Source organism: Gellertiella hungarica (assembly GCF_014197145.1).
GTDB lineage: Bacteria > Pseudomonadota > Alphaproteobacteria > Rhizobiales > Rhizobiaceae > Gellertiella > Gellertiella hungarica.
Genome location: NZ_JACIEZ010000001.1, coordinates 432,280 through 452,514, shown reverse-complemented (window position 1 = coordinate 452,514; position 20,235 = coordinate 432,280). Strand labels below are relative to the sequence as shown.

The 20,235-nt window shown below is 64.7% G+C and carries 15 protein-coding genes; 13 read left to right on the top strand and 2 right to left on the bottom strand.

Features of this window, described 5'->3' with window-relative positions; genetic code table 11:
* The first annotated feature begins 4 nt into the window (after positions 1-4).
* Complete coding sequence (locus GGR23_RS02075; protein ID WP_183364454.1) at positions 5-604, top strand: DUF922 domain-containing Zn-dependent protease; 600 nt, start codon at positions 5-7, stop codon at positions 602-604.
* A 14-nt stretch (positions 605-618) separates the two neighbouring features.
* Here the strand turns inward: GGR23_RS02075 and GGR23_RS02070 are convergent, their stop codons facing one another.
* The gene (locus GGR23_RS02070) at positions 619-1,509 is read right to left on the bottom strand and encodes a DMT family transporter (protein ID WP_183364453.1); all 891 of its coding nucleotides are present in this window, start codon (positions 1,507-1,509) and stop codon (positions 619-621) included.
* Between the two features lie 172 nt (positions 1,510-1,681).
* Here GGR23_RS02070 and GGR23_RS02065 point away from each other — a divergent pair, with 172 nt between their 5' ends.
* From GGR23_RS02065 to GGR23_RS02010, 12 genes are all read left to right on the top strand, one after another.
* Positions 1,682-2,839: a DUF3095 domain-containing protein gene (locus GGR23_RS02065; RefSeq protein ID WP_183364452.1), complete on the top strand. Its 1,158-nt coding sequence runs from the start codon at positions 1,682-1,684 to the stop codon at positions 2,837-2,839.
* Positions 2,840-2,993: 154 nt separating this feature from the next.
* Positions 2,994-4,343: an adenylate/guanylate cyclase domain-containing protein gene (locus tag GGR23_RS02060; RefSeq protein ID WP_183364451.1), complete on the top strand. Its 1,350-nt coding sequence runs from the start codon at positions 2,994-2,996 to the stop codon at positions 4,341-4,343.
* Positions 4,343-5,320: a polysaccharide lyase family 20 protein gene (locus GGR23_RS02055; protein ID WP_183364908.1), complete on the top strand. Its 978-nt coding sequence runs from the start codon at positions 4,343-4,345 to the stop codon at positions 5,318-5,320. The genes GGR23_RS02060 and GGR23_RS02055 overlap by 1 nt, the downstream gene beginning before the upstream one ends.
* A 242-nt stretch (positions 5,321-5,562) precedes the next feature.
* Positions 5,563-7,473 (top strand): ABC transporter ATP-binding protein, encoded by a 1,911-nt coding sequence (locus GGR23_RS02050; protein ID WP_183364450.1) that lies wholly within the window; start codon positions 5,563-5,565, stop codon positions 7,471-7,473.
* On the top strand, positions 7,470-9,380 hold the full coding sequence (locus GGR23_RS02045) for an ABC transporter substrate-binding protein (RefSeq protein ID WP_183364449.1): 1,911 nt from the start codon (positions 7,470-7,472) through the stop codon (positions 9,378-9,380). The genes GGR23_RS02050 and GGR23_RS02045 overlap by 4 nt, the downstream gene beginning before the upstream one ends.
* A 2-nt stretch (positions 9,381-9,382) precedes the next feature.
* Positions 9,383-10,381, top strand: coding sequence for an ABC transporter permease (locus GGR23_RS02040; protein ID WP_183364448.1), 999 nt, complete (start codon positions 9,383-9,385; stop codon positions 10,379-10,381).
* The gene (locus GGR23_RS02035; RefSeq protein ID WP_183364447.1) at positions 10,378-11,568 is read left to right on the top strand and encodes an ABC transporter permease; all 1,191 of its coding nucleotides are present in this window, start codon (positions 10,378-10,380) and stop codon (positions 11,566-11,568) included. Before GGR23_RS02040 ends, GGR23_RS02035 begins: the two co-directional genes overlap by 4 nt.
* A 13-nt stretch (positions 11,569-11,581) precedes the next feature.
* Positions 11,582-12,796 carry a glycosyltransferase family protein gene (locus tag GGR23_RS02030; RefSeq protein ID WP_183364446.1) on the top strand — a complete coding sequence of 405 codons (1,215 nt, stop codon included), beginning with the start codon at positions 11,582-11,584 and terminating at the stop codon, positions 12,794-12,796.
* Positions 12,797-12,804: 8 nt separating this feature from the next.
* On the top strand, positions 12,805-14,055 hold the full coding sequence (locus GGR23_RS02025; protein WP_183364445.1) for a glycosyltransferase: 1,251 nt from the start codon (positions 12,805-12,807) through the stop codon (positions 14,053-14,055).
* A complete protein-coding gene (locus GGR23_RS02020) occupies positions 14,052-15,194 on the top strand; it encodes a glycosyltransferase family protein (protein WP_210296806.1) in 1,143 nt (380 codons plus the stop codon). Before GGR23_RS02025 ends, GGR23_RS02020 begins: the two co-directional genes overlap by 4 nt.
* Before the next feature lie 111 nt (positions 15,195-15,305).
* Positions 15,306-18,020 carry an ABC transporter transmembrane domain-containing protein gene (locus GGR23_RS02015; protein ID WP_183364443.1) on the top strand — a complete coding sequence of 905 codons (2,715 nt, stop codon included), beginning with the start codon at positions 15,306-15,308 and terminating at the stop codon, positions 18,018-18,020.
* Between the two features lie 76 nt (positions 18,021-18,096).
* Entirely contained in the window at positions 18,097-18,558 is a 462-nt protein-coding gene (locus tag GGR23_RS02010; RefSeq protein WP_183364442.1) for a cyclic nucleotide-binding domain-containing protein, read from the top strand.
* A gap of 7 nt (positions 18,559-18,565) precedes the next feature.
* Here the strand turns inward: GGR23_RS02010 and GGR23_RS02005 are convergent, their stop codons facing one another.
* Positions 18,566-20,215, bottom strand: coding sequence for a metallophosphoesterase family protein (locus GGR23_RS02005; RefSeq protein ID WP_183364441.1), 1,650 nt, complete (start codon positions 20,213-20,215; stop codon positions 18,566-18,568).
* Positions 20,216-20,235 lie beyond the last annotated feature (20 nt).

The window sequence follows — 20,235 nt, the reverse complement described above, 5'->3', positions numbered from 1 at the left end:
CAGCATGCGTTTTGCGACCGCCGCAGCCATTTTTCTTGCCGCCGTTGCCGGTGGCGTCCCGGCTCTTGCGGCCGACTGGAAACCCATCGAGAAGATTGCCACCTACCGGGTCGAGGGCAAAAGCGGGATCGAGCTTTACCGCTCCATCGGGCACCGGGGCCCGATCGTCGGAAAGGACGTCAGGGCCATTGCCCATACGAATTTCCGGCTGACCTGGAAGCGGGATTACCGGACGCGCGGCACCGCCTGCGTCCTCGTCTCGGCAGTGCCGCGCCTCGTCATCACCTACACGCTGCCCGAGCCCGCGTCCCGGCTGCCCGAGCCGCTTGCCCAGCGCTGGAAGATCTTCCGGGAGGGCATTGCCGCCCACGAGCGGGTCCATGGCGACCTGATCGAGGCAATGACCCGGAAGATCGAGGCCGAGACGGTGGGCTTCACCCTCGAAAACGATCCCGGATGCCGGAAGATCTATTCCGTGATGGAAAAGCGTCTGGGCGAGATCTCCCGCGAGCAGCAGGCAGCGAGCAACGCCTTCGACCGCGAGGAGATGGCGCCGGGCGGCACCATCGAGAAACTGGTTCTCGACCTGGTGAACGGCGGCTGAAGCCCTGACAGCGATCAGGCGGCCTTGCGGGCGATCAGGATGCCGGCCAGCACCCCCGCTCCGCCGAGCACGCCATTCCAGCCGAGCGGTTCATGAAGAAGAACCACGCCCAGGATTGCCGCAACAACCGGCTGAAGCAGCAGGGTGAGCGAGGAAAAGGCGGTCGGCAGATAGGCAAGCGCGTAGATGATCGATGCCTGCCCGCCGACATGGCTGATCATCGAAAGCCCGCCGACCGTCGCCCAGCCGGACAGTGTCGAGGGAAAGAGGACCGGCTCGGTCATCAGCGCTACCGGCAGGATGCAGAGCGCCGCCGTGCCGCTGTTCCAGAGCATGACCTGCAACGTCTCGAAACGGTTGCGGGCCCTGCCGAGCGCCAGCATGTATCCCGCGTAGAAGACGGCACCGAGAATGGCGCTGAGATCGCCCACCCAGTGCCCGCCGCCAAAGCCGTTCGCCCCGCCGCTCTTCAGGATCGCGACACCGGCAACCGCGATGACAAGCCCGAGGATGAAGCGACGGGTGATGACGGCGCCGAACAGAAGCCAGGACGCAAAGGTCACGAAGACGGGAGACAGGTTCACCAGAAGCGTCGCATTGGCCACGCTGGTCCAGTGGATCGACAGATGCCAGAGCACCAGGTCGGCGGCCAGGAACAGGCCCGGCAGCGTCAGACTTGCAAGGTCGCGCGCGGATTGCGGCATGGCAAGCGCCTCGCGGCGCCTGGCCAGTGCGTAAAGAAGGAATGGCCCCATTGCCAGCGCCAGCCGCCAGAACGCGGTCGCACTCGGCCCCACTTCCGACAGCCGCACGAAGATCGGCGACCCGCCAATGGCAATGCCTCCGGCGAAAAGCGCGATCAGGGGAAGCCGCTTTTCGGCCACGGAAAAGGATGTGCTGGACATGGGCGCGTACTCGGGATGGTAAGGAGAAGGCGGGGCAAGATGGAGATCTGCTGCGAGGCTCTCTTAAACCGGCGGAACCCGGTTGGAAACTGCGAAATTCTCACACCCTCGCGAAAGAAATTCGGCCTGGCGGCACGCTGGCCGGTAGACAGGAATGGAGTATAATCATTCCATGGAAATCCGCCAAAGCACGTCCTTCTTCAGCACCCTTCCCGTCTTCGAGGATTTCGACGGCGTGACGCGCGACGAGAATTATACGCCCCTTCCTCCTGACTGGTGGCTGGCGGTGGCCGACATCGTCGACTCCACCAAAGCCATCGAGGCGGGACGCTACAAGGCGGTGAACATGGCGGGAGCGAGCGTCATTTCCGCCGTGATGAACGCGGCAGGAGAGCACGATCTGCCTTTCGTCTTCGGCGGCGACGGGGCCGCGGTCGCCATTCCACCTTCCGCAGCCGATGCGGCCCGCCGGGCGCTTGCCTCCACCCGGGCCTGGGTGCGCGAGAACATGCAGCTGACGCTGCGCGTCGCCCTCGTTCCCCTTTGCGATATCCGCGCCGCCGGTCACGATGTCCGGGTCGGGCGGTTTCGGGCGAGCGAGCAGGTGAGCTATGCGATGTTTTCCGGCGGCGGAGCCCATTGGGCGGAGAGGCGCATGAAGGAAGGCGCCTATGGCATCGATGAGAGCCTGTCCCTCGGCCCGCCCGATCTGTCCGGCCTTTCCTGCCGATGGAACCCCGTACGGTCCCGCAATGGCGTCATTGCCTCGATCATCGCCCTGCCCCGGCCCGGGGCCGATGAAGCCGCTTTCCGTCGACTGGTCCGCGACGTGGTTGCGGAAGCCGGAAGCGGCGAGCGCGACGGCCACCCCCTGCCCAGGGAGGGCCCGCCCGTCAGCCTTTCGCCCGGCGCCTGCCGTGTGGAGGTGCGCGCCGCACCGCCGGGGCTGCCGCGCCTGAAGAAGATGATGCGCGTCGCCTTCGAGGTGACGATGATCTCGCTCCTGTCGGCCTTCAACGGCAAGGCCGGCTCCTTCGATGCGCGCCGCTACCGAGAGGATGTATCCGCCAACAGCGACTTCCGGAAATACGACGACGGGCTGAAGATGACGGTCGACATCGATCAGCATAGGCTGGAGCGGATTCGGCGACGGCTGGAGGAGGCGGAGCAGGCAGGCATCTGCCAGTTCGGCATTCACGTACAGGAAACAGCCCTGGTAACCTGCCTGGTTCCAACGCCTCTCAGCCGCGATCACATGCACTTCATCGATGGCGGTTCCGGCGGCTATGCCATGGCCGCATCACGGCTGAAGAAAAATCTGGCCGCCTGATGCAAGCGGATTGGAAAGCATTTGCACCGAACAGTTATCTCGGACAACCTTGAACCCCGGCCATGTGCTCTCTACATCCACGAAGCGGGCCATGGCAGGATGCGGCAGGTGCATCAATGGCCGAAAAGGCCCGTTTCCGAGGACTGGACTCTCCATGAAGATCACCCATCGCGCACCCGTCTCGGAAACGCTTCTCGACCGCGTTTCCACCTGGCTGCAGGAAGCGGCGCTGAATGGCGAGGGTCTCGAGGTTCTCGTGCAGGGATTCTGCGAGCGGCTTGCCGCGTCCGGATTGCCGCTCAACCGCGTTCACCTGTCCTTTTCGGTGCTCCACCCGCTTTATGATGCGCTCGGCTTCACCTGGATGCGTGGCGAGGGCACGACGGTCGAGGGCTATCGGGCCGAACGGGACAGCGACGACAACGACCGTTTCCTCAAAAGCCCCTATTACTACCTGCTCAGCCACAATCTGGGGCATATCCGCCGCCAGCTCACCCCGGATACGCCGGACGAATTTCCCGTGTTCCGCGACCTGAAGCGCATGGGAGTGACCGACTACATCGCCTTCGTGCAGTCCTTCGGCAGCGATTCCCGGCAGGGCATGATCGGCTCCTGGGCGACGGACGCGCCCGGCGGCTTCGACGATGCGGTGATTGCGGCGCTTCTGAAGATCCAGACCAATCTGGCGGTCGCGGCCAAGATGGCAGTGCTGGGCAAGCTGGCCAACAACATGCTGACCACCTATCTGGGCGGCAATGCAGGCCAGCGCGTGCTGTCGGGCCAGATCCGCCGCGGCGATGGCGAGAGCATCCGGGCGGCGCTGGTCATGGTGGACATGCGCGATTCGACGCTGCTTGCCGAACGCGAGGGCCGCCAGGTCTATATCGATACCCTGAACCAGTTCTTCGATGCGGTGGCGCTTCCCTTCAATCGGAATGGCGGCGAAATCCTCAGCTTCGTCGGCGACGGCTTTCTGGCCATCTACCCCTGCGGCCGCCACCGCGAGCCCTCCGAATCGGCGGCGCAATCGGCCATGACCGCCGCACGGCAGGCGGTGAGCCGCATGCAGGAGCTGAACCGCCAGCGCGGCCGCCAGTCTCTCGGCGACGTGCGCTATGGCATCGGGCTTCACATGGGCAATGTCATGTTCGGCAATGTGGGGCTACAGGATCGGCTGACCTTTTCCGCCTTCGGCGCCTCGGTAAACGAGGTGCATCGCCTGCAGGGGCTGACCAAGAAATATGCCAAACCCGTGCTCGCCAGCAGCGCCTTCGTGAATTATTGCGGCGGCAGCTGGCTCAATGTGGGCGAGGAACAGCTTCGCGGCGTCAAGTCCAAGGTGAAGGTCCTCGAACCCACCGACGAACATCTGCGCCTCGACCACCAGGAAGTGCTGGAAAGCCGCTCGCTCGAAGCCCGGTCAGAGGCGGAAAAGGTGATGCTTCTCTACCAGAATGCCCGGCCGACCCATTCCAACAACCCGTGGAACCGCCTGCTGCCATGATGAAACGCCTGACGACCACGCTTGCCCTGTCCGCCCTCTGCCTTGCCGCGCCGGCGGTTGCGGCCAGCGCCGCCGATGCCCTGCAACAGCGCCTTTACGACGGTTTCGAGGGCCAGGATTTCGCACCCGAAGGCGGTCTCTACTACAAGAAGAACGACGAGCAGGCCGCAGGCACCTTTACCTTCCAGAGCGAGGAGAAATTTGCCGGGAAGCAGGGCCTCAAGCTCAGCGTGCGCGAGAACTGCGCCTCCGAGATCGAGAATTGCAGCGAGCGCGCCGAAATCTGGGAAAGGCCGGAGCTTCGGGTCCCCTACGACAAGGGGGTCTGGGTGGGCTTTGCCATGAAATTCGCCGATCCCATTCCCCAAAACGACCACCGATACCTGATCGCCCAGTGGAAGCGGGAGATCGGGCCGGATGCGGAAGGCGACTTCAGCCCCTTCCTGGCGCTGCGCATGCGAAACGGCAAGCTCTTCGCGACCGTCGAGACCAATTACCACAAGCCGGAGAGCGCCTCTTCCGGAAGCCATGCCGTCGCCACCTGCCCTGACGGGCAGACGCCGGTCTGGCTCCGGCCGGAGACGAACCAGATCCGGGCACTGGTGGCGACCGACAGCGCCTTCCAGCCAGGCGACGGCGAGGAATTCACCGCCTGCTCGAGCGCCATCCGGGTGACACGCCACGGCAATCCGTTACCCCTTCCCTCCTCCGGCTGGATCGACTTTGCCGTCTATACCCGCCCGGGAGCCGACGGCAGCGGCCATATCGAGCTCTTTGCCAACGGCAAGCCCATCGTCACGGTCAAGGGCGCCATCGGCCACAACGATTTCGGCCTGCTGGAAAACCAGTATTTCAAGTTCGGACCCTATCGCGCGGCCGGCGAAGGCGTCTGGACGCTGTATTACGACGAATATCGCCGCTCTCCCGACTGTATGGATGTGCTGAAGGATGCGGCCCTCTGTGCCGCCGCACGGTAAAGGTCCCGAAATCGACCTGTTCGCATCCGGCCCTGCCGAAGCCATAGCTGTTGATTAAGTATAACAGTTATGCTGTTTAATCGGTTCTATGAAAGCGCTCATCGGCGTAGAAAAACGACAGGGGAACGGGCGGGATGCCGGCTTGACCGGCCATCCGGATGGCGATGCCATCGACGCCGCGCGGACAAGGGCATGATGGATCGCCGCATGACAAGGATCGACCACGCAGGAAGGCCTGCCTGATGACGGCGCCGGCCAGCGACCTGCTGCGGGTCGAAAATCTCCGCATTTCCTTTCGCGTGCCGAGCGGGACCATTCTTGCCGTCAAGGATGCGAGCCTCAGGGTCGCGCCCGGGAAGGTAACCGCGCTCGTCGGGGAAAGCGGATCGGGAAAATCGGTCATCAGCCAGGCGATCATGGGTATCCTGCCATCGATTGCGCGGGCCGAGGGCCGCATCCTGTTTTCCGATCCCGAAAGACCCGGCAGTCCCATCGACATCGTTCGCCTGCCGCTCGACGGGCGGGAAATCCGGCACTTGCGCGGGCGCCGAATGGGCAAGATCTTCCAGGAGCCGATGACATCGCTGTCGCCGCTGCACACGATCGGCGACCAGATCAGCGAAGTGCTGGCGATCCACACGGCCGACGATGCCGCCGAGCGCCGCCGCAAGACGGAGGAGATGCTGGGGCTCGTGGGTTTTCAGGACCCTGCCCGGGCCTTCGACATGTACCCCTTCGAGCTGTCCGGCGGCATGCGCCAGCGTGCCATGATCGCGATGGCGCTGATCTGCCGGCCCGCTCTCCTGATTGCCGACGAACCGACGACCGCGCTCGACGTCACCATCCAGGCGCAGATCCTGAAGCTCCTGCGCGACCTCCAGCAGAAGCTCGGCATGGCCATGCTGCTGATCACCCACGATCTCGGCGTCGTCGCCAATGTGGCGGACGAGGTGGTGGTGATCTATCGCGGCGAGATCATGGAAGCGGGAACCGTGGAGGCCATCTTCAGGGATCCCCGTCACCCCTATCTCAAGGGCCTGCTGAAGGCGGTGCCCCACTTCGACATGGAACCCGGCGAGCGGCTGAAGCCACTGCGCTCGATACCTGCGAGCGGGGCCACGCTGATGGACCACATCGCACCGGCGGCCAGCCGGAGCGGCAAGGCCGACGCGCCCGACGTGCTCCTGTCCGTCCGCCATGTCAGCAAGACCTTTACCACCCGCAAGGGCGGGCTCTTCAAGGCGGGGGAGCGGAAGCGGCACCGCGCGGTGTCCGATGTCAGCTTCACGGTCCGGCGTGGGGAATGCCTCGGGCTTGTGGGCGAGAGCGGCTGCGGCAAGACCACGCTCTCCAAGATCCTCATGCGCGCCATCACCCCGGACGAGGGCAGCGTCATCCTGCACAGCGCGGACGGGGATATCGACATCGGCCGGGCATCGGGCAGCGATCTCCGGCGGCTGCGCACCCGCGTGCAGATGGTTTTCCAGGATCCCGTCTCCTCGCTGTCGCCGCGCATGACCGTGCAGAACATCCTGATGGAGCCGCTGGAAATCAATGGCCGCGGTACCGCGAAGACCCGCCTCGAAACGGTGCGCCGCCTGCTCACGGCAATCGGCCTCGACGAGACCGCGCTCAACCGTTACCCGCATGCCTTTTCCGGCGGGCAGAGACAGCGCATCGGCATCGCACGCGCGCTGGCGCTCGGCCCGGAGCTGATGATCTGCGACGAGCCGGTCTCCGCGCTCGATGTCTCCGTCCAGGCACAGATCCTCAATCTGCTGAAGGACCTGCAGAAGGATCTCGGCCTGACCACCATCTTCATTTCTCACAATCTCGCGGTGGTGGACTACATGGCCGACCGGATCGCGGTGATGTGCAATGGCCGGATCGTCGAGATCGCTCCGCGCGAGGTGCTGATGCGGTCGCCCGCCCATCCCTACACGCGTTCGCTGCTGGCAGCGGTGCCCTTCCCCGATCTCGAACGGCCGCTCGATTTCGATCGCATCTCGGCCAATGGCGCTTCCGACACGGCGCGCTGGCCGGACGCCTTCCGCCCCGACGGAGATGGCGAGGGCCTTGCAGCCGCGGACCTCGGCAACGGCCATCTCGTGCTTGCCCGTTCCGATGTGAAAGCTGCGGAGCTGGTGTCATGATAAGCCGCCGAACCGCTCTTCAGATCATGGCCGCGCTGGCCCTGCCCGGTCTTGCCCGGGCCGGCGGCACAGGCTTTTCCGGCAGCCCCATGCTGGACGAACTCGTCAATGCCGGCATTCTTCCCGATGTCGCGACCCGGCTTCCGGAAAAGCCCCGGGTGATCGACCTGAAGGCCATGGGCCGTGAGCCGGGCCGCCACGGCGGCACGGTGCGCATGCTGATCGGCAGCCAGAAGGACATCCGTCTGATGACCATCAACGGCTATGCACGTCTGGTCGGCTATGACGAGAACCTGGAGCTCCAGCCGGACGTGCTGGAGCGGGTCGACAACGAGGGCGACCGGATCTTTACCTTCCACATCCGCAAGGGCCACCGCTGGTCGGACGGATCGCTGCTGACGGCGGAGGATTTCCGCTATTGCTGGGAGGACGTGATCCTCAACGACGACCTGCGCAAGGGCGGCCTGCCCCGCGAGCTGCTGGCGCGCGACCGGCCGCCGCGCTTCGAGATCATCGACCAGTACACCGTCCGCTACAGCTGGGATGCGCCGAACCCGAACTTCCTGCCGAAGCTCGCCGCCCCGCAGCCGCTCGTCATCGTCATGCCTTCCGGCTACATGCGGAGATTTCACAAGTCCTACCAGGACCCCTTCCGCCTCTCGGCACTGATGAAGGAGTACCGGGTCAAGAAGTGGGCGGACCTGCACATCAAGATGTCGCGCAGCTACCGCCCGGAGAACCCGGACCTGCCGACGCTCGATCCCTGGCGCAACACCGTGGCTCCGCCGGCGGAGCAGTTTGTCTTCGAGCGCAACCCGTTCTTCCACCGGGTGGACGAAAACGGGCTCCAGCTTCCCTATGTGGACCGCGTGGTCCTCTCGCTGAGCACGCCCGACATCATTGCCGCGAAGACCGGCACCGGCGAGGCCGACCTGCAGATCAACGCGCTGGATTTTGCCGACTATACCTTCCTGAAGGACAGCGAGAAGCTGTTCCCCGTCAAGGTCAGCCTGTGGAAGCGCACGCAGGGCTCGCGCGTCGCGCTTCTGCCGAACCTCAACTGCGCGGACGAAGCCTGGCGCGACCTGCTGCGGGACGTCCGGATGCGCCGGGCGCTTTCGCTTGCCATCGACCGGCGCGAGATCAACCTTGCCGCCTTTTACGGCCTTGCGCGCGAGAGCGCCGATACGGTGCTGCCGGAAAGCCCGCTCTACCGGGATGAGCTCGCCCGCGCATGGAGCGCCTACGATCCCGAAACGGCGAACCGCCTGCTCGACGAGATGGGCCTCACCCAGCGCAACAGCGACGGCATCCGTCTGCTCCCCGATGGGCGCAAGGCAGAGATCGTGGTCGAGACCGCCGGGGAGAGCACGCTCGAGACAGACGTGCTGGAACTCGTCACCGATCACTGGAGGGAGGTGGGCATCTCGCTCTTCGTGCGCACCTCGCAGCGTGACGTCTTCCGCAGCCGGGCCATGGGCGGCGAGATCATGATGTCGATGTGGACCGGGCTCGACAACGGCGTGCCGACGGCCGACATGAACCCGTCGCAGCTTGCCCCGACGGCCGACGACCAGCTTCAGTGGCCGGTCTGGGGCATGTACTATCTTTCGCTCGGCAAGAAGGGCAAGCCGCCGGAGCTCGCGGAGGCACGCCGCCTCGTCCAGCTGCTGGCGGAATGGGAAGCCTCCGCCCTGCCCGCGGACCGCACCCGGGTGTGGGGCGAGATGCTCGACATCTATACCGATCAGGTCTTCTCGATCGGCATCGTCAATGGCGGGCTGCAGCCCATGGTCCATGCAACCCGGCTCGTAAACGTGCCGGATAAGGGCCTCTTCGGCTTCGAGCCCACCTCCTATCTCGGCGTCTACAAGCCCGACACGTTCTTCCTGCGGGAGGAAGGCTGACCATGCTGCGCTACATCCTCCTGCGCCTTCTCTCGATGATACCGACCATGGCCGTCATCTCCATGCTGGTCTTCACCATCATCGAGCTGCCGCCCGGCGATTATTTCGAAAGCTACGTGTCCGAACTCACCGCCATGGGCGAGGATGTGGACATGGCCGAGATCGAGGAACTGCGCCATCAGTACGGTTTCGACCAGCCGCCCGTCATGCGCTACTTCCATTGGGTCGGCGGCATGCTTACCGGGGATTTCGGCTATTCCTTCGAATATCAGCTGCCGGTTTCCGAAGTGGTCGGCGACCGGCTCTGGCTGACGGTCCTGGTCTCCTTCTTCACCATCATCGTCACATGGCTGATTGCCTTTCCGATCGGCATCTATTCCGCCACCCACCAGTATAGCTGGGGGGACTATGGCCTGACCTTCCTCGGTCTTCTCGGCATTGCCGTGCCCAACTTCATGCTGGCGCTGATCCTGATGTATTTCGCCAACCGCTGGTTCGGCGTCTCCATCGGGCATCTGATGGACCAGAAATATCTGGCCGAGCCGATGAGCTGGGAAAAATCCCGCTCGATCCTCTCCCACATCTGGATACCGGTGCTGATCGTCGGCACGGCCGGGACAGCGGGCATGATCCGGCGGCTGAGGGCGAACCTGCTCGACGAGCTGCAGAAGCAATATGTGGTGACGGCAAGGGCCAAGGGCCTGTCGCCGATGCGCACCCTCGTGAAGTACCCGCTGCGCATGGCGCTCAATTTCTTCGTGGCCGACATCGGCTCCATCCTGCCGGCGATCATCTCCGGTGCCGAAATCACCGCCATCGTGCTCTCGCTCGAAACCACCGGTCCGATGCTGGTCAAGGCGCTGCAGAGCCAGGACATGTATCTCGCCGGTTCGTTCCTGATGTTCCTCGCCTTCCTGACCGTGGTGGGCATGCTGATATCGGACATCGCGCTCGCGCTCCTCGATCCGCGCATCCGGCTGGCCGGGAGGAGCACGAAATGACGCTGGAAACCGTCCGCTCCCCGCTTCCCGAACCGGGCGCGCCGCTCGGCCATTACGTGTCCGACGCGCCCTTCGATCCGGATCGCCTCGAGGAAACGACGCCGCGGCACAAGAAATTCGCGCGCGCCTCGCAAAAGCAGCTGATGTGGTGGAAGTTCCGCCGTCACAAGCTCGCCCTCGCCTCGGCCTGGTTCCTGGGCATTCTCTACGCAATGATTCTCGTCGTGGAGTTTCTGGCGCCCTATAACCTGCACACCCGCCACATGGAGCATATCTACGAGCCGCCGCAGCGGGTGCGCCTGTTCCACGAGGGCAGCTTCGTCGGACCCTTCGTCTATGGCCGCACCATGCGGCTCGACATGGACACGCTCCAGCGCATCTACACCGACAACCCCGCCGACGTGCAGCCGATCCGCTTCTTCTGCAGCGGCGACAGCTACCGGTTCTGGGGCCTGAAGGAGGCCGATTTCCATCTGGCCTGCCCCGCAAAGGGCGGCACCCTGTTCCTGCTCGGCACCGACCGCCTCGGCCGGGACGTGCTGTCGCGCATCCTCTACGGCGCCCGCATCTCGCTCACCATCGGCCTTCTCGGCATCGCGATCTCCTTCACCCTGGGGATCGTGATCGGCGGCCTGGCCGGCTATCACGGCGGATGGTTCGACCTGATCGTCCAGCGCCTCATCGAGGTGCTGCAATCGATCCCGAGCATTCCGCTGTGGATGGCGCTGGCCGCCATCATGCCGGTGACCTGGAGCCCGATCCTCATCTATATCGGCATCACCGTGATCCTCGGCCTGCTGGACTGGACGGGGCTTGCACGGGCGGTGCGCTCCAAGCTTCTGTCACTGCGCGAGGAAGACTACGTGCTTGCCGCGCAGCTGATGGGTGCGGGCAGTGCCCGCATCATCGGCCGGCATCTCGTGCCGGGTTTCATGTCCCATCTGATCGCCACGGCGACGCTTGCCATACCGGGCATGATCCTCGGGGAAACGGCGTTGAGTTTCCTCGGCCTAGGCCTGCGTCCGCCCATCACCAGCTGGGGCATCCTGCTCACCGAGGCACGCTCGGTCAGCGTGATCGCCTTCTATCCCTGGCTTCTTTTCCCGACCCTTTTCGTCATCCTCGTCATCCTCGCCTTCAACTTCCTGGGCGATGGCTTGCGGGATGCCGCCGACCCCTACAAGTGAAGTGGAAGACCCCATGCTTCGCCGTTTCGAAGACGCCCGCATCCTCATGTACAGTCATGATACCTTCGGGCTCGGGCATCTGAGACGCTGCCGTACCATCGCCCATTCTCTGGTGGAGGATTACCGCGGCCTTTCCGTGCTCATCGTTTCGGGCGCCACCATCGCCGGCGCCTTCGACTACCGCGCGCGCGTGGATTTCGTGAAGATCCCGAGCGTCATCAAGCTGCGCAACGGCGAATACCAGTCGCTCGACCGGCATATCGACCTGCAGGACACCCTGTCCATCCGCCGCTCGATCATCCACCACACGGCCGAGACCTTCAATCCGGATGTCTTCATCGTCGACAAGGAGCCGATGGGCCTGCGGGGCGAGGTGGAGCCGACGCTTCAATACCTGAAGGAACGCGGCACGAAGCTGGTGCTTGGCCTGCGCGAGGTGATGGATGCGCCACATCTGCTCGATGCCGAGTGGAAGCGCAACGACATCATGCAGAAGATCGACCGCTATTACGACCGGATCTGGGTCTATGGACCGCCGGACTTCTACGATCCGCTGACGGGTCTCGACGTGCCGCAGGGCGTGCGCGACAAGATGGGCTTCATGGGCTTCCTCCAGCGCAGCGTGCCCCGCGACGAAACCCGCACCCCGCGGCCCGAAGGCGACTATCTGCTGGTCACCACCGGCGGCGGCGGCGACGGGGCGGAACTCGTCCATAACGTCATCGACGCCTATCGCGAGGATGCCTCGCTCACCTGCCGCGCCCTCATCGTGCTTGGCCCCTACATGCCGGCCAAGGAGCGGATGAAGCTGATCCGCAAGGCGAAAAAGGTGCCGATGATCGAGGTCATCGAATTCGACAACCGCATGGAGGAACTGATTGCCGGGGCGACCGCCGTGGTCGCCATGGGCGGCTACAACACCTATTGCGAGATCCTGTCCTTCGACAAGCGGGCCCTCATCGTGCCGCGTGTGGTCCCGCGCGAGGAACAGCTGATCCGCGCCACGCGGGCAAGCGAACTCGGTCTCGTGGACATGCTGCGTCCGGAAGAGGCGGAAGACCCGGTGCGGATGTCGGCGGCGCTGAAAGCCCTGCTCGTCCGTCCGCTGCCGTCGAGTTCCTCGCCCAACCTGCGGCTCGAGGGTCTTGCCAAGATCTCGGCGGAGGTCCTGCCATGGATCGAGGAGCGCGAGGCCACGCGCGCCGCGCTGAAGACCGCCGCATCCTGAGGACGGCCATGCCCGACAAACCGCATCTGATCGTCCTGCTGAAGGGCTATCCCCGGCTTTCCGAAACCTTCATCGCGCAGGAGCTGCGCGGACTGGAGAAGGCGGGCTTTCGCCTTTCCCTCGTGTCGCTGCGCCACCCGACGGACAAGAAGCGCCATCCCGTCCATGACGAGATCGAGGCGCCGGTGATGTACCTGCCGGAATATCTCCACGAGGAGCCGCTTCGGGTGCTCTCAGCCCTCGGCAAGGCGCTCCTCAACCGGCGTTTCTGGGCGCTGATGCCGCGCTTCCTGAAGGATCTCGCCCGCGATGTCAGCCGCAACCGCGTTCGGCGTCTCGGGCAGGCGGCGGTGCTGGTCGCGGAATGGCCGGAGGGCGGGGAATGGCTGCACGCGCATTTCATCCATACGCCCTGTTCGGTCGCCGCCTATGCCAGCGCAATGACGGCCGTGCCCTATACCGTCTCGGCTCATGCCAAGGACATCTGGACCTCGCCCGACTGGGAGCTGGCCGAAAAGCTCGCCCGCGCCCGCTGGACGGTGACCTGCACGGCCTCCGGCTACGAGCACCTGAAGCATCTCGCCGCCGGGCGCGGTCCGGTGCATCTGAGCTATCACGGCCTCAATCTCTCGCGTTTCGCGCATTTCGAGGGCCCGCGCCCCTCCCGCGACGGCAGTGATCCGGCAGATCCGGTCCGGTTGATCAGCGTCGGCCGCGCGGTGGAAAAGAAGGGCTACGACATCCTGCTGAAGGCGCTCAGCCTTCTGCCGAAGGACATCCACTGGCGCTTCGACCATATCGGTGGCGGGGGAGAGCTGGAGAAGCTGAAGCCCCTGGCGGAAAGCCTCGGCCTTTCCGACCGGATCGCCTGGAAGGGTGCGCTCGACCAGCTGGAGGTGCTCGACCATTATCGCCGGTCCGACCTCTTCGCCCTCGCATGCCGGATCACCGCCGATGGCGACCGCGACGGGCTGCCCAACGTGATCGTCGAAGCATCGAGCCAGGGGCTTGCCACTGTCTCCACCAACATATCGGGTATCCCGGAGCTTCTGACGGATGGCGAGAACGGCTTTCTCGTGGAGCCGGAAAGCCCCGAGGCCTTTGCGGGCGCACTGGAAAAGGCGATCCGCAATCCCGCGCTTCGGCAGGCCTATGGCGACCGGGTGGAGCAAAAGGTGCGCGCGAGCTTTGACTATCACGTCAGCATCCGCGAACTCAGCACCCTTTTCGAAACCGCTTGGGCGGAGTGGCGCCGTTGAGCGCGCTTCCCCGCGTCCTCTTCTATGTCCAGCACCTGCTGGGTATCGGCCATCTGGCGCGCGCGGGACGGATCGCCGGCGCGCTTGCGCGGGACGGTTTCAAGGTGACGCTTGTGACAGGAGGCCTGCCGGTCGAGGGATTTCTCGAGGAGGGGGTCGAGGAGGTTCGCCTGCCGCCGCTCGTTGCCGGCGAGGAGGGCTTCTCGACGCTCAACGATGCCGAAGGGCGTCCGGCCACCGATGTCTACAAGGCTGCCCGCCGCGAGCGCCTGCTCTCGCTCTACGAGGCGCTGAAACCCGATATCGTGCTGATCGAGGCCTTTCCCTTCGGACGGCGTCAGGTGCGGTTCGAGCTGCTGCCGCTGATCGACCGGATCGAGAAGTCGCGACCGCGTCCCCGGCTCGTCTCGTCCATCCGCGATCTCCTGCAGGCCCGCACCAAGCCCGGCCGCGACCGGGAAACCGCCGACATCGTGAAGGCCCATTTCGATGCGGTGCTTGTCCACGGCGATCCGGCCTTTGCCCGGCTGGAAGACAGCTTCGCGCTCGCTGCCGAGATTGCAGACAAGGTGCGCTATACGGGCCTCGTCGCGCCGGCGAGGATCGTCCCCGCGCCGGACCGGCACGACATCGTCGTTTCCGCCGGTGGCGGAGCCGTGGGACGGCGGGTGATGGAGGCGGCGGCCGGCGCCGCACGCCTTCTCGATCCCGCACTCAGCTGGTTGCTGATCACGGGGCCGAACCTGCCCGAGGCGGATTTCGAGGCGCTCAGCTCCCGTGCCGGCCCGAATGTCAGTCTCGCCCGCTTCCGGAGGGATTTCACCGGCGTGCTTGCCAATGCCCGGCTGTCGATCTCGCAGGCAGGCTACAACACAGTGGGCGACATCCTGCTTGCGGGTTGCCGTTCCATTCTCCTTCCTTTCGAAACCGGCGGCGAAACCGAGCAGCGGGCGAGAGCCGAGCGGCTGGAAACCCTCGGCCGCGCGGTCATGCTCGAAGAAGACAAGGCCGATGCGCAGACGATGGCGCAGGCCGTGACCCGGGCGCTTGCGCTCCCCGATCCCGCCGCCATCGTGCTCGACCGTCATGGCGCGGAGGGAACCGCCAGGGAATTGCGGGCCCTTCTCGACGCCCCATAGCGATTGCCACTTTCCAACGAAGCCACCAATGATTATCGGATGGAATCGTTTCAGCACTGAATATAATCTGCCCTCCGGCCCGCCTCGCCGCGCGCCGTTTCAGGAGCATCCATGGAATCGCGACTTACCCGCTACATCTGGAAACACACCAAGCGCCAGCAGCTCTACATCCTGCTGGTGGTGGCGTTGTCGATGGTGCCCTATTTCCTCTCCTTCGACCTGCCGAAGCAGATCGTCAACGGGCCGATCCAGGGCAAGGGCTTCGAGGATCCGGGTGCGACCCAGCTTTTCATGCCGATCTCCCTCGACCTCCCCTATTTCGGGACGGTGCAGCTGTTCGAGGGCATTCCGCTAGACCGGATGCACATGCTTTTCGCGCTCAGCATGGTGTTTCTCGTGCTGGTGGTCGTGAACGGCCTCTTCAAGCTCTACATCAACACCTACAAGGGCCGGCTCGGCGAGCGGCTTCTGCGCCGCATCCGCTTCGAGCTGGTCGACCGGATACTCCGCTTCCCGCCGCAGCAGTTCAAGCGGATCAAGGGCGCCGAAGTCGCCAGCATGGTGAAGGACGAGATCGAGCCCCTGGGCGGCTTCACCGGCGATGCCTTCGTGCAGCCGGCCCTGCTCGGCGGGCAGGCGCTGACGGCGCTGTTCTTCATCCTGATGCAGAATTTCTGGCTGGGGCTGATCGCGGCGCTCATGGTGGCGATCCAGGCACTGGTCATCCCGCGCATGCGCCGCAAGCTGCTGGTCCTCGGGCGCGAGCGCCAGCTGACCGCGCGCGAGCTTGCCGGCCGCGTCAGCGAGATCGTCGACGGCATCGGCACGATCCACGCCTACGACACCTCGAATTACGAGCGCGCCGACATCGCGCACCGGCTGGGGCGGATCTTCAAGATCCGCTACGATCTCTACCAGTGGAAATTCATGGTGAAGTTCATCAACAATTTCCTGGCCCAGCTCACGCCTTTTCTCTTCTACTGCATCGGCGGCTATCTGGCGCTGAAGGGCAAGCTCGACATCGGCCAGCTGGTGGCGGTCATCAGCGCCTACAAGGATTTGCCGGGACCGCTGAAGGATCTCATCGACTGGGACCAGATCCGACAGGACGTGCAGGTGAAATATGTCCAGGTGGTCGAACAGTTCACCGTCGACGGCGTGATGGACCCGAAGATCCAGGCCCCCGCGACCGAGCCTCCTCCACGCCTCACCCACCCCCTTTCCGCGATCAACCTCTCCCTGGTGGACGACAGCGGCGCCAAGCTTCTGGAGCGCGTCTCGGTACAGATCAATCCCGGCGAAACGGTTGCGGTCGTCGGGCGGACCGCCGCCGGCGGCGATGCGCTGGCCGATGCCTTCGGTCGCATCATCTGGCCGGAAAGCGGCCGCGTTGCGGTGGGGTCGGACGATCTTCTGGAACTGCCGGAATCGGTTTCGGGCCGCCGCATCTCCTATGTCTCCTCGGAAGCCTATTTCTTCTACGGCAGCCTTCGCGACAACCTCACCTATGGCCTCAAGCACATGGCACTTCGTCCGGCCACCTACGACGACGTGCGCATGAAGGAACGCCGCTGGGAGATTGCCGAGGCACGCCTGGCCGGTAACCCCGACTATGACATCAACGGCGACTGGATCGACTATTCCAGCGCCAACGTGAAGGAGCCGGACCAGTTCTTCGATGCCATACTCGAGGTGCTGGATGCGGTGCAGCTTTCCTCCGACATCCTCGATCTCGCGCTGCGCTCCTCCATGGATCCGGCCCGCCGGCCGGATCTGGCCGAGCGCATGATCGAACTGCGGCAGGCGCTGGGCGGGGTGCTGGCGGCAGAAGGCGCCGGCGGCCTCGTCGTGCCCTTCGAGCCGGGACGTTACAACACCGAAGCGACCGTCGGGGAAAACCTGCTCTTCGGCACGGCGACCGGCCCGGAACTCTCGGGCACGGCGATCGCCGACAACGCCTATTTCCGGTCGGTGATGACCAGCACCGGCCTTTCCAACACGCTGTTCGAGATGGGGCGCGAGATTGCGGCGAACGCAGTCGAGCTCTTCAGCGACCTGCCGCCGGATCATCCCTTCTTCCAGCAGCTCACCTTCATGACGGCGGACGATCTGCCCAACTACCAGGTGATGCTGCAGAAGCTGAAGGGGAGAGGCTTCGCGGAGGCGACCCGCGAGGAAAGGCTGAGTATCATCCGGCTGAGTTTCCTCTATATCGAGCCCCGCCACCGCTTCGGCCTGCTGACACAGGAGAGGATGGCCGAAATCGTCGAGGCACGCCGGCAGTTCCACGAGGGCCTGCCGGAGGAACTCAGGGGCGCGCTCGAGACCTACGATCCCGCGCGTTACTCGGGCTCCGCAACGCTGCTCGACAACATCCTCTTCGGCCGCATCAGCCATCGTCATCCCGACGGGGCGAACCGGATCCGCTCGATCGTCGCCGGCATGCTGAAGAGCCGTGGCCTCTACGACGACGTGCTGGAGATCGGCCTGGAATTCGACGTCGGCCCCGGCGGCCGTCGCCTCACCTCGACGCAGCGCCAGAAGCTCAACCTGGCGCGGGCCCTGATCCGTCATTCGGATTACTACATCCTGAACCGGCCGCTTCCCGGCCTCGATCACCGCCTGCAGGACGAGATCGTGCGCAGCGTGCTGAAGCTTATGGAAAAGGACGGCCGCAAGCCGGCGGTGCTGTGGGTTCTGTCCAACGCCAATCTCGCTCCGCTCTTCGACCGCGTGATGGTCTTCGAGCGCGGCATGCTGGTCGGGGACGGGGCGCATCATGAATTGCGGGAGAACAATGACACCTTCCGCCAACTCGTGTCATGATAGGCATTGACTGTCATAAATTATATAAGCGGTATTCGCTAAAAGCCGCGCACAGAGAGTGGGAACGAGGCAGGCCATGTTGCTGAAGGATGAAGTGGAACTGTTGCGGCGGGTGCCGCTCTTTGCCGGGGTTGCTCCGGCCAAGCTGAAGCTGCTTGCCTTCACCTCCGACCGGGTGAACTATGCGGCGGGAGAGGAGATCTTCCATCAGGGAGACTCCGGCGATGCAGCCTATGTCATCCTCAACGGAACCGCCGATATCCTGGTCGATACGCCTTCGGGCGAGATCAAGGTGGCGGAGGCGGAATATTCCTCCATCGTCGGCGAGATCGCGATCCTGTGCGAGGTTTCCCGAACCGCGACCGTCCGCGCCGCCTCGCCGCTCGACGTTCTGCGCATCAAGAAGGACCAGTTCCTCAAGCTTCTGATCGATTTCCCCGAAATCACGATAGAGGTGATGCGTGTCCTCGCGGACCGGCTGAGCCACACCACCCAGGAGCTTACGCTCGCCCGGAGCCAGCTGAAGGCGAGCGAGTAGAGGCGTGTTACGGCAGGATTTCCCCTGTGGCGAGATCGATGCGCAGGGTGCCGTCCGCCATGGCGGAGAGGTGCGCCGAGAGCGTCTCGAAAAGCAGCGCTAGCCGCCTATCGGAAACCTCTTCTGTCCGCGGAAGCTTCCCGATCTGTCGGTAGGCCTCCAGACGTTCCGGCGCGATCCACCGGGCGGCCTGCGCGCCGCCGGCTCTCAGCCGGTACCAGTCCGCCAGAAAGGCGAGAGCCGGCAGGTCTGAAACCGCCGCTGGAAGGGAAACCGCAAGGCCCGCCCCTTGAAGCAGGTCCGCAAGGCAAGCCCTGCGGAACAGAGAGGCGAGATCCTCCGGCCATTCGCGCTTGAGGAACCGGCGAGCCGTCACGTGCTCGAGATGCCTGTCGATGAACGCGCCGTAATCGGCTGCCTTGAGCATCCCGCCCGTATCCGCGCCGGTGACGGCCGCCAGACGCCGGCTTGCGGCAAGGATATCGGCAGGAAGCGGCATCCCCTCGAGCGGGCGATCCTGAACATGCACCCTCCCCTCCGTAACCGTCACCGACTTGAAGGCGGCCGGAAAGGCGACCAGTGCCGGTACCGCGATGTTGACCAGTTGCGGCCGCGGCCCGGACGTGCCCTCCCCGGCGCTTCGGGCGACGTCATCGACATGAACATGGCCGCTGAAATGCACCCGCACGCCCGCATCGCCGAGACGGTCTGCCACCGCAGGCCCCGGCATGCGCCGGTGAAAGGCGTTCTCGCCCATCATCGCGCGTTCCGCCGCCATCGTGCCATTCAGCGTTTCGAGAACGGGGTAATGGGAAAAGACGAGAAGTCGCTTGCCCCGCCGGCCCGCGCGGTCCGCGACATCCCGCAGCCAGTCGACGAGGAAGGGCTTGATGCGCAGGACCGCATTCCAGCCCGCGGCGGTGCTGTCGGCAAGCCCGTCGTCGCCCTCGGGGTCGGGAGCAAAGACATTGGCATCCACCATCGCCAGCCAGACGCCGGGGACCGGTTCCACGAGATAGCTCGCATCCATCAGCCGGCGAATCTCGCGGCCCTCGCCGTCGAGCAGCGGATAGGTGCGGGCCGCGGGATCCGGATCGGTGCCGAAAGGCGTTTCCCAGTGGAGAGCATCGGGAACGCCGAAGAAGCCGCAATCCCCCGGCAGGTTGGACGGGCTTCCGCCGCAATACATGCGCGGGGTGACGAGACGGTCCGGCACGCGGGGGTCGGTAAAGGCGGGATCGCTGGTCACAAGCACGACATGCCCGTCCGCCCGCGCATAGCGCTTGCGCCGATGGCGGCCCCGGTCTCCAAAGACATCGTGGTTCCCGGGAAGGGCAAAGAAGCGCATGCCGTACCGCTCGCGCATTTCCCGGAGACAGGCGGAAAGCGCCTCCATGGTCGCCGCCTGCCCGTCATCCGAATAGTCGCCGAGGAGCACCACGTCGCGGATACCCTCCCCGGCCGCCATCGCCAGCGCGTGGCGAAAAGCGGCACCCGCCTCGTTGTAGATGCGCGGCGCGCGCGCCACGTCGCCGGGCAGTCGCAGGCAAAGGCCATGCCCGCCCACATCCACGCCCGCGAAACCGAAATCCGCCTGCGGATCATGAAAATGGGCATCCGCGATCACCGCGAAACGATAGGCGTCAGCAAGGCTCAATCGGTAAATCCTGGTGCAAT

Bases quoted from the DNA above. Each gene is read 5' to 3' on its own strand.
- GGR23_RS02075 (WP_183364454.1), top strand. From the start codon at position 5: ATGCGTTTTGCGACCGCCGCAGCCATTTTTCTTGCCGCCGTTGCCGGT.
- GGR23_RS02070 (WP_183364453.1), bottom strand. From the start codon at position 1,509: ATGTCCAGCACATCCTTTTCCGTGGCCGAAAAGCGGCTTCCCCTGATC.
- GGR23_RS02065 (WP_183364452.1), top strand. From the start codon at position 1,682: ATGGAAATCCGCCAAAGCACGTCCTTCTTCAGCACCCTTCCCGTCTTC.
- GGR23_RS02060 (WP_183364451.1), top strand. From the start codon at position 2,994: ATGAAGATCACCCATCGCGCACCCGTCTCGGAAACGCTTCTCGACCGC.
- GGR23_RS02055 (WP_183364908.1), top strand. From the start codon at position 4,343: ATGAAACGCCTGACGACCACGCTTGCCCTGTCCGCCCTCTGCCTTGCC.
- GGR23_RS02050 (WP_183364450.1), top strand. From the start codon at position 5,563: ATGACGGCGCCGGCCAGCGACCTGCTGCGGGTCGAAAATCTCCGCATT.
- GGR23_RS02045 (WP_183364449.1), top strand. From the start codon at position 7,470: ATGATAAGCCGCCGAACCGCTCTTCAGATCATGGCCGCGCTGGCCCTG.
- GGR23_RS02040 (WP_183364448.1), top strand. From the start codon at position 9,383: ATGCTGCGCTACATCCTCCTGCGCCTTCTCTCGATGATACCGACCATG.
- GGR23_RS02035 (WP_183364447.1), top strand. From the start codon at position 10,378: ATGACGCTGGAAACCGTCCGCTCCCCGCTTCCCGAACCGGGCGCGCCG.
- GGR23_RS02030 (WP_183364446.1), top strand. From the start codon at position 11,582: ATGCTTCGCCGTTTCGAAGACGCCCGCATCCTCATGTACAGTCATGAT.
- GGR23_RS02025 (WP_183364445.1), top strand. From the start codon at position 12,805: ATGCCCGACAAACCGCATCTGATCGTCCTGCTGAAGGGCTATCCCCGG.
- GGR23_RS02015 (WP_183364443.1), top strand. From the start codon at position 15,306: ATGGAATCGCGACTTACCCGCTACATCTGGAAACACACCAAGCGCCAG.
- GGR23_RS02010 (WP_183364442.1), top strand. From the start codon at position 18,097: ATGTTGCTGAAGGATGAAGTGGAACTGTTGCGGCGGGTGCCGCTCTTT.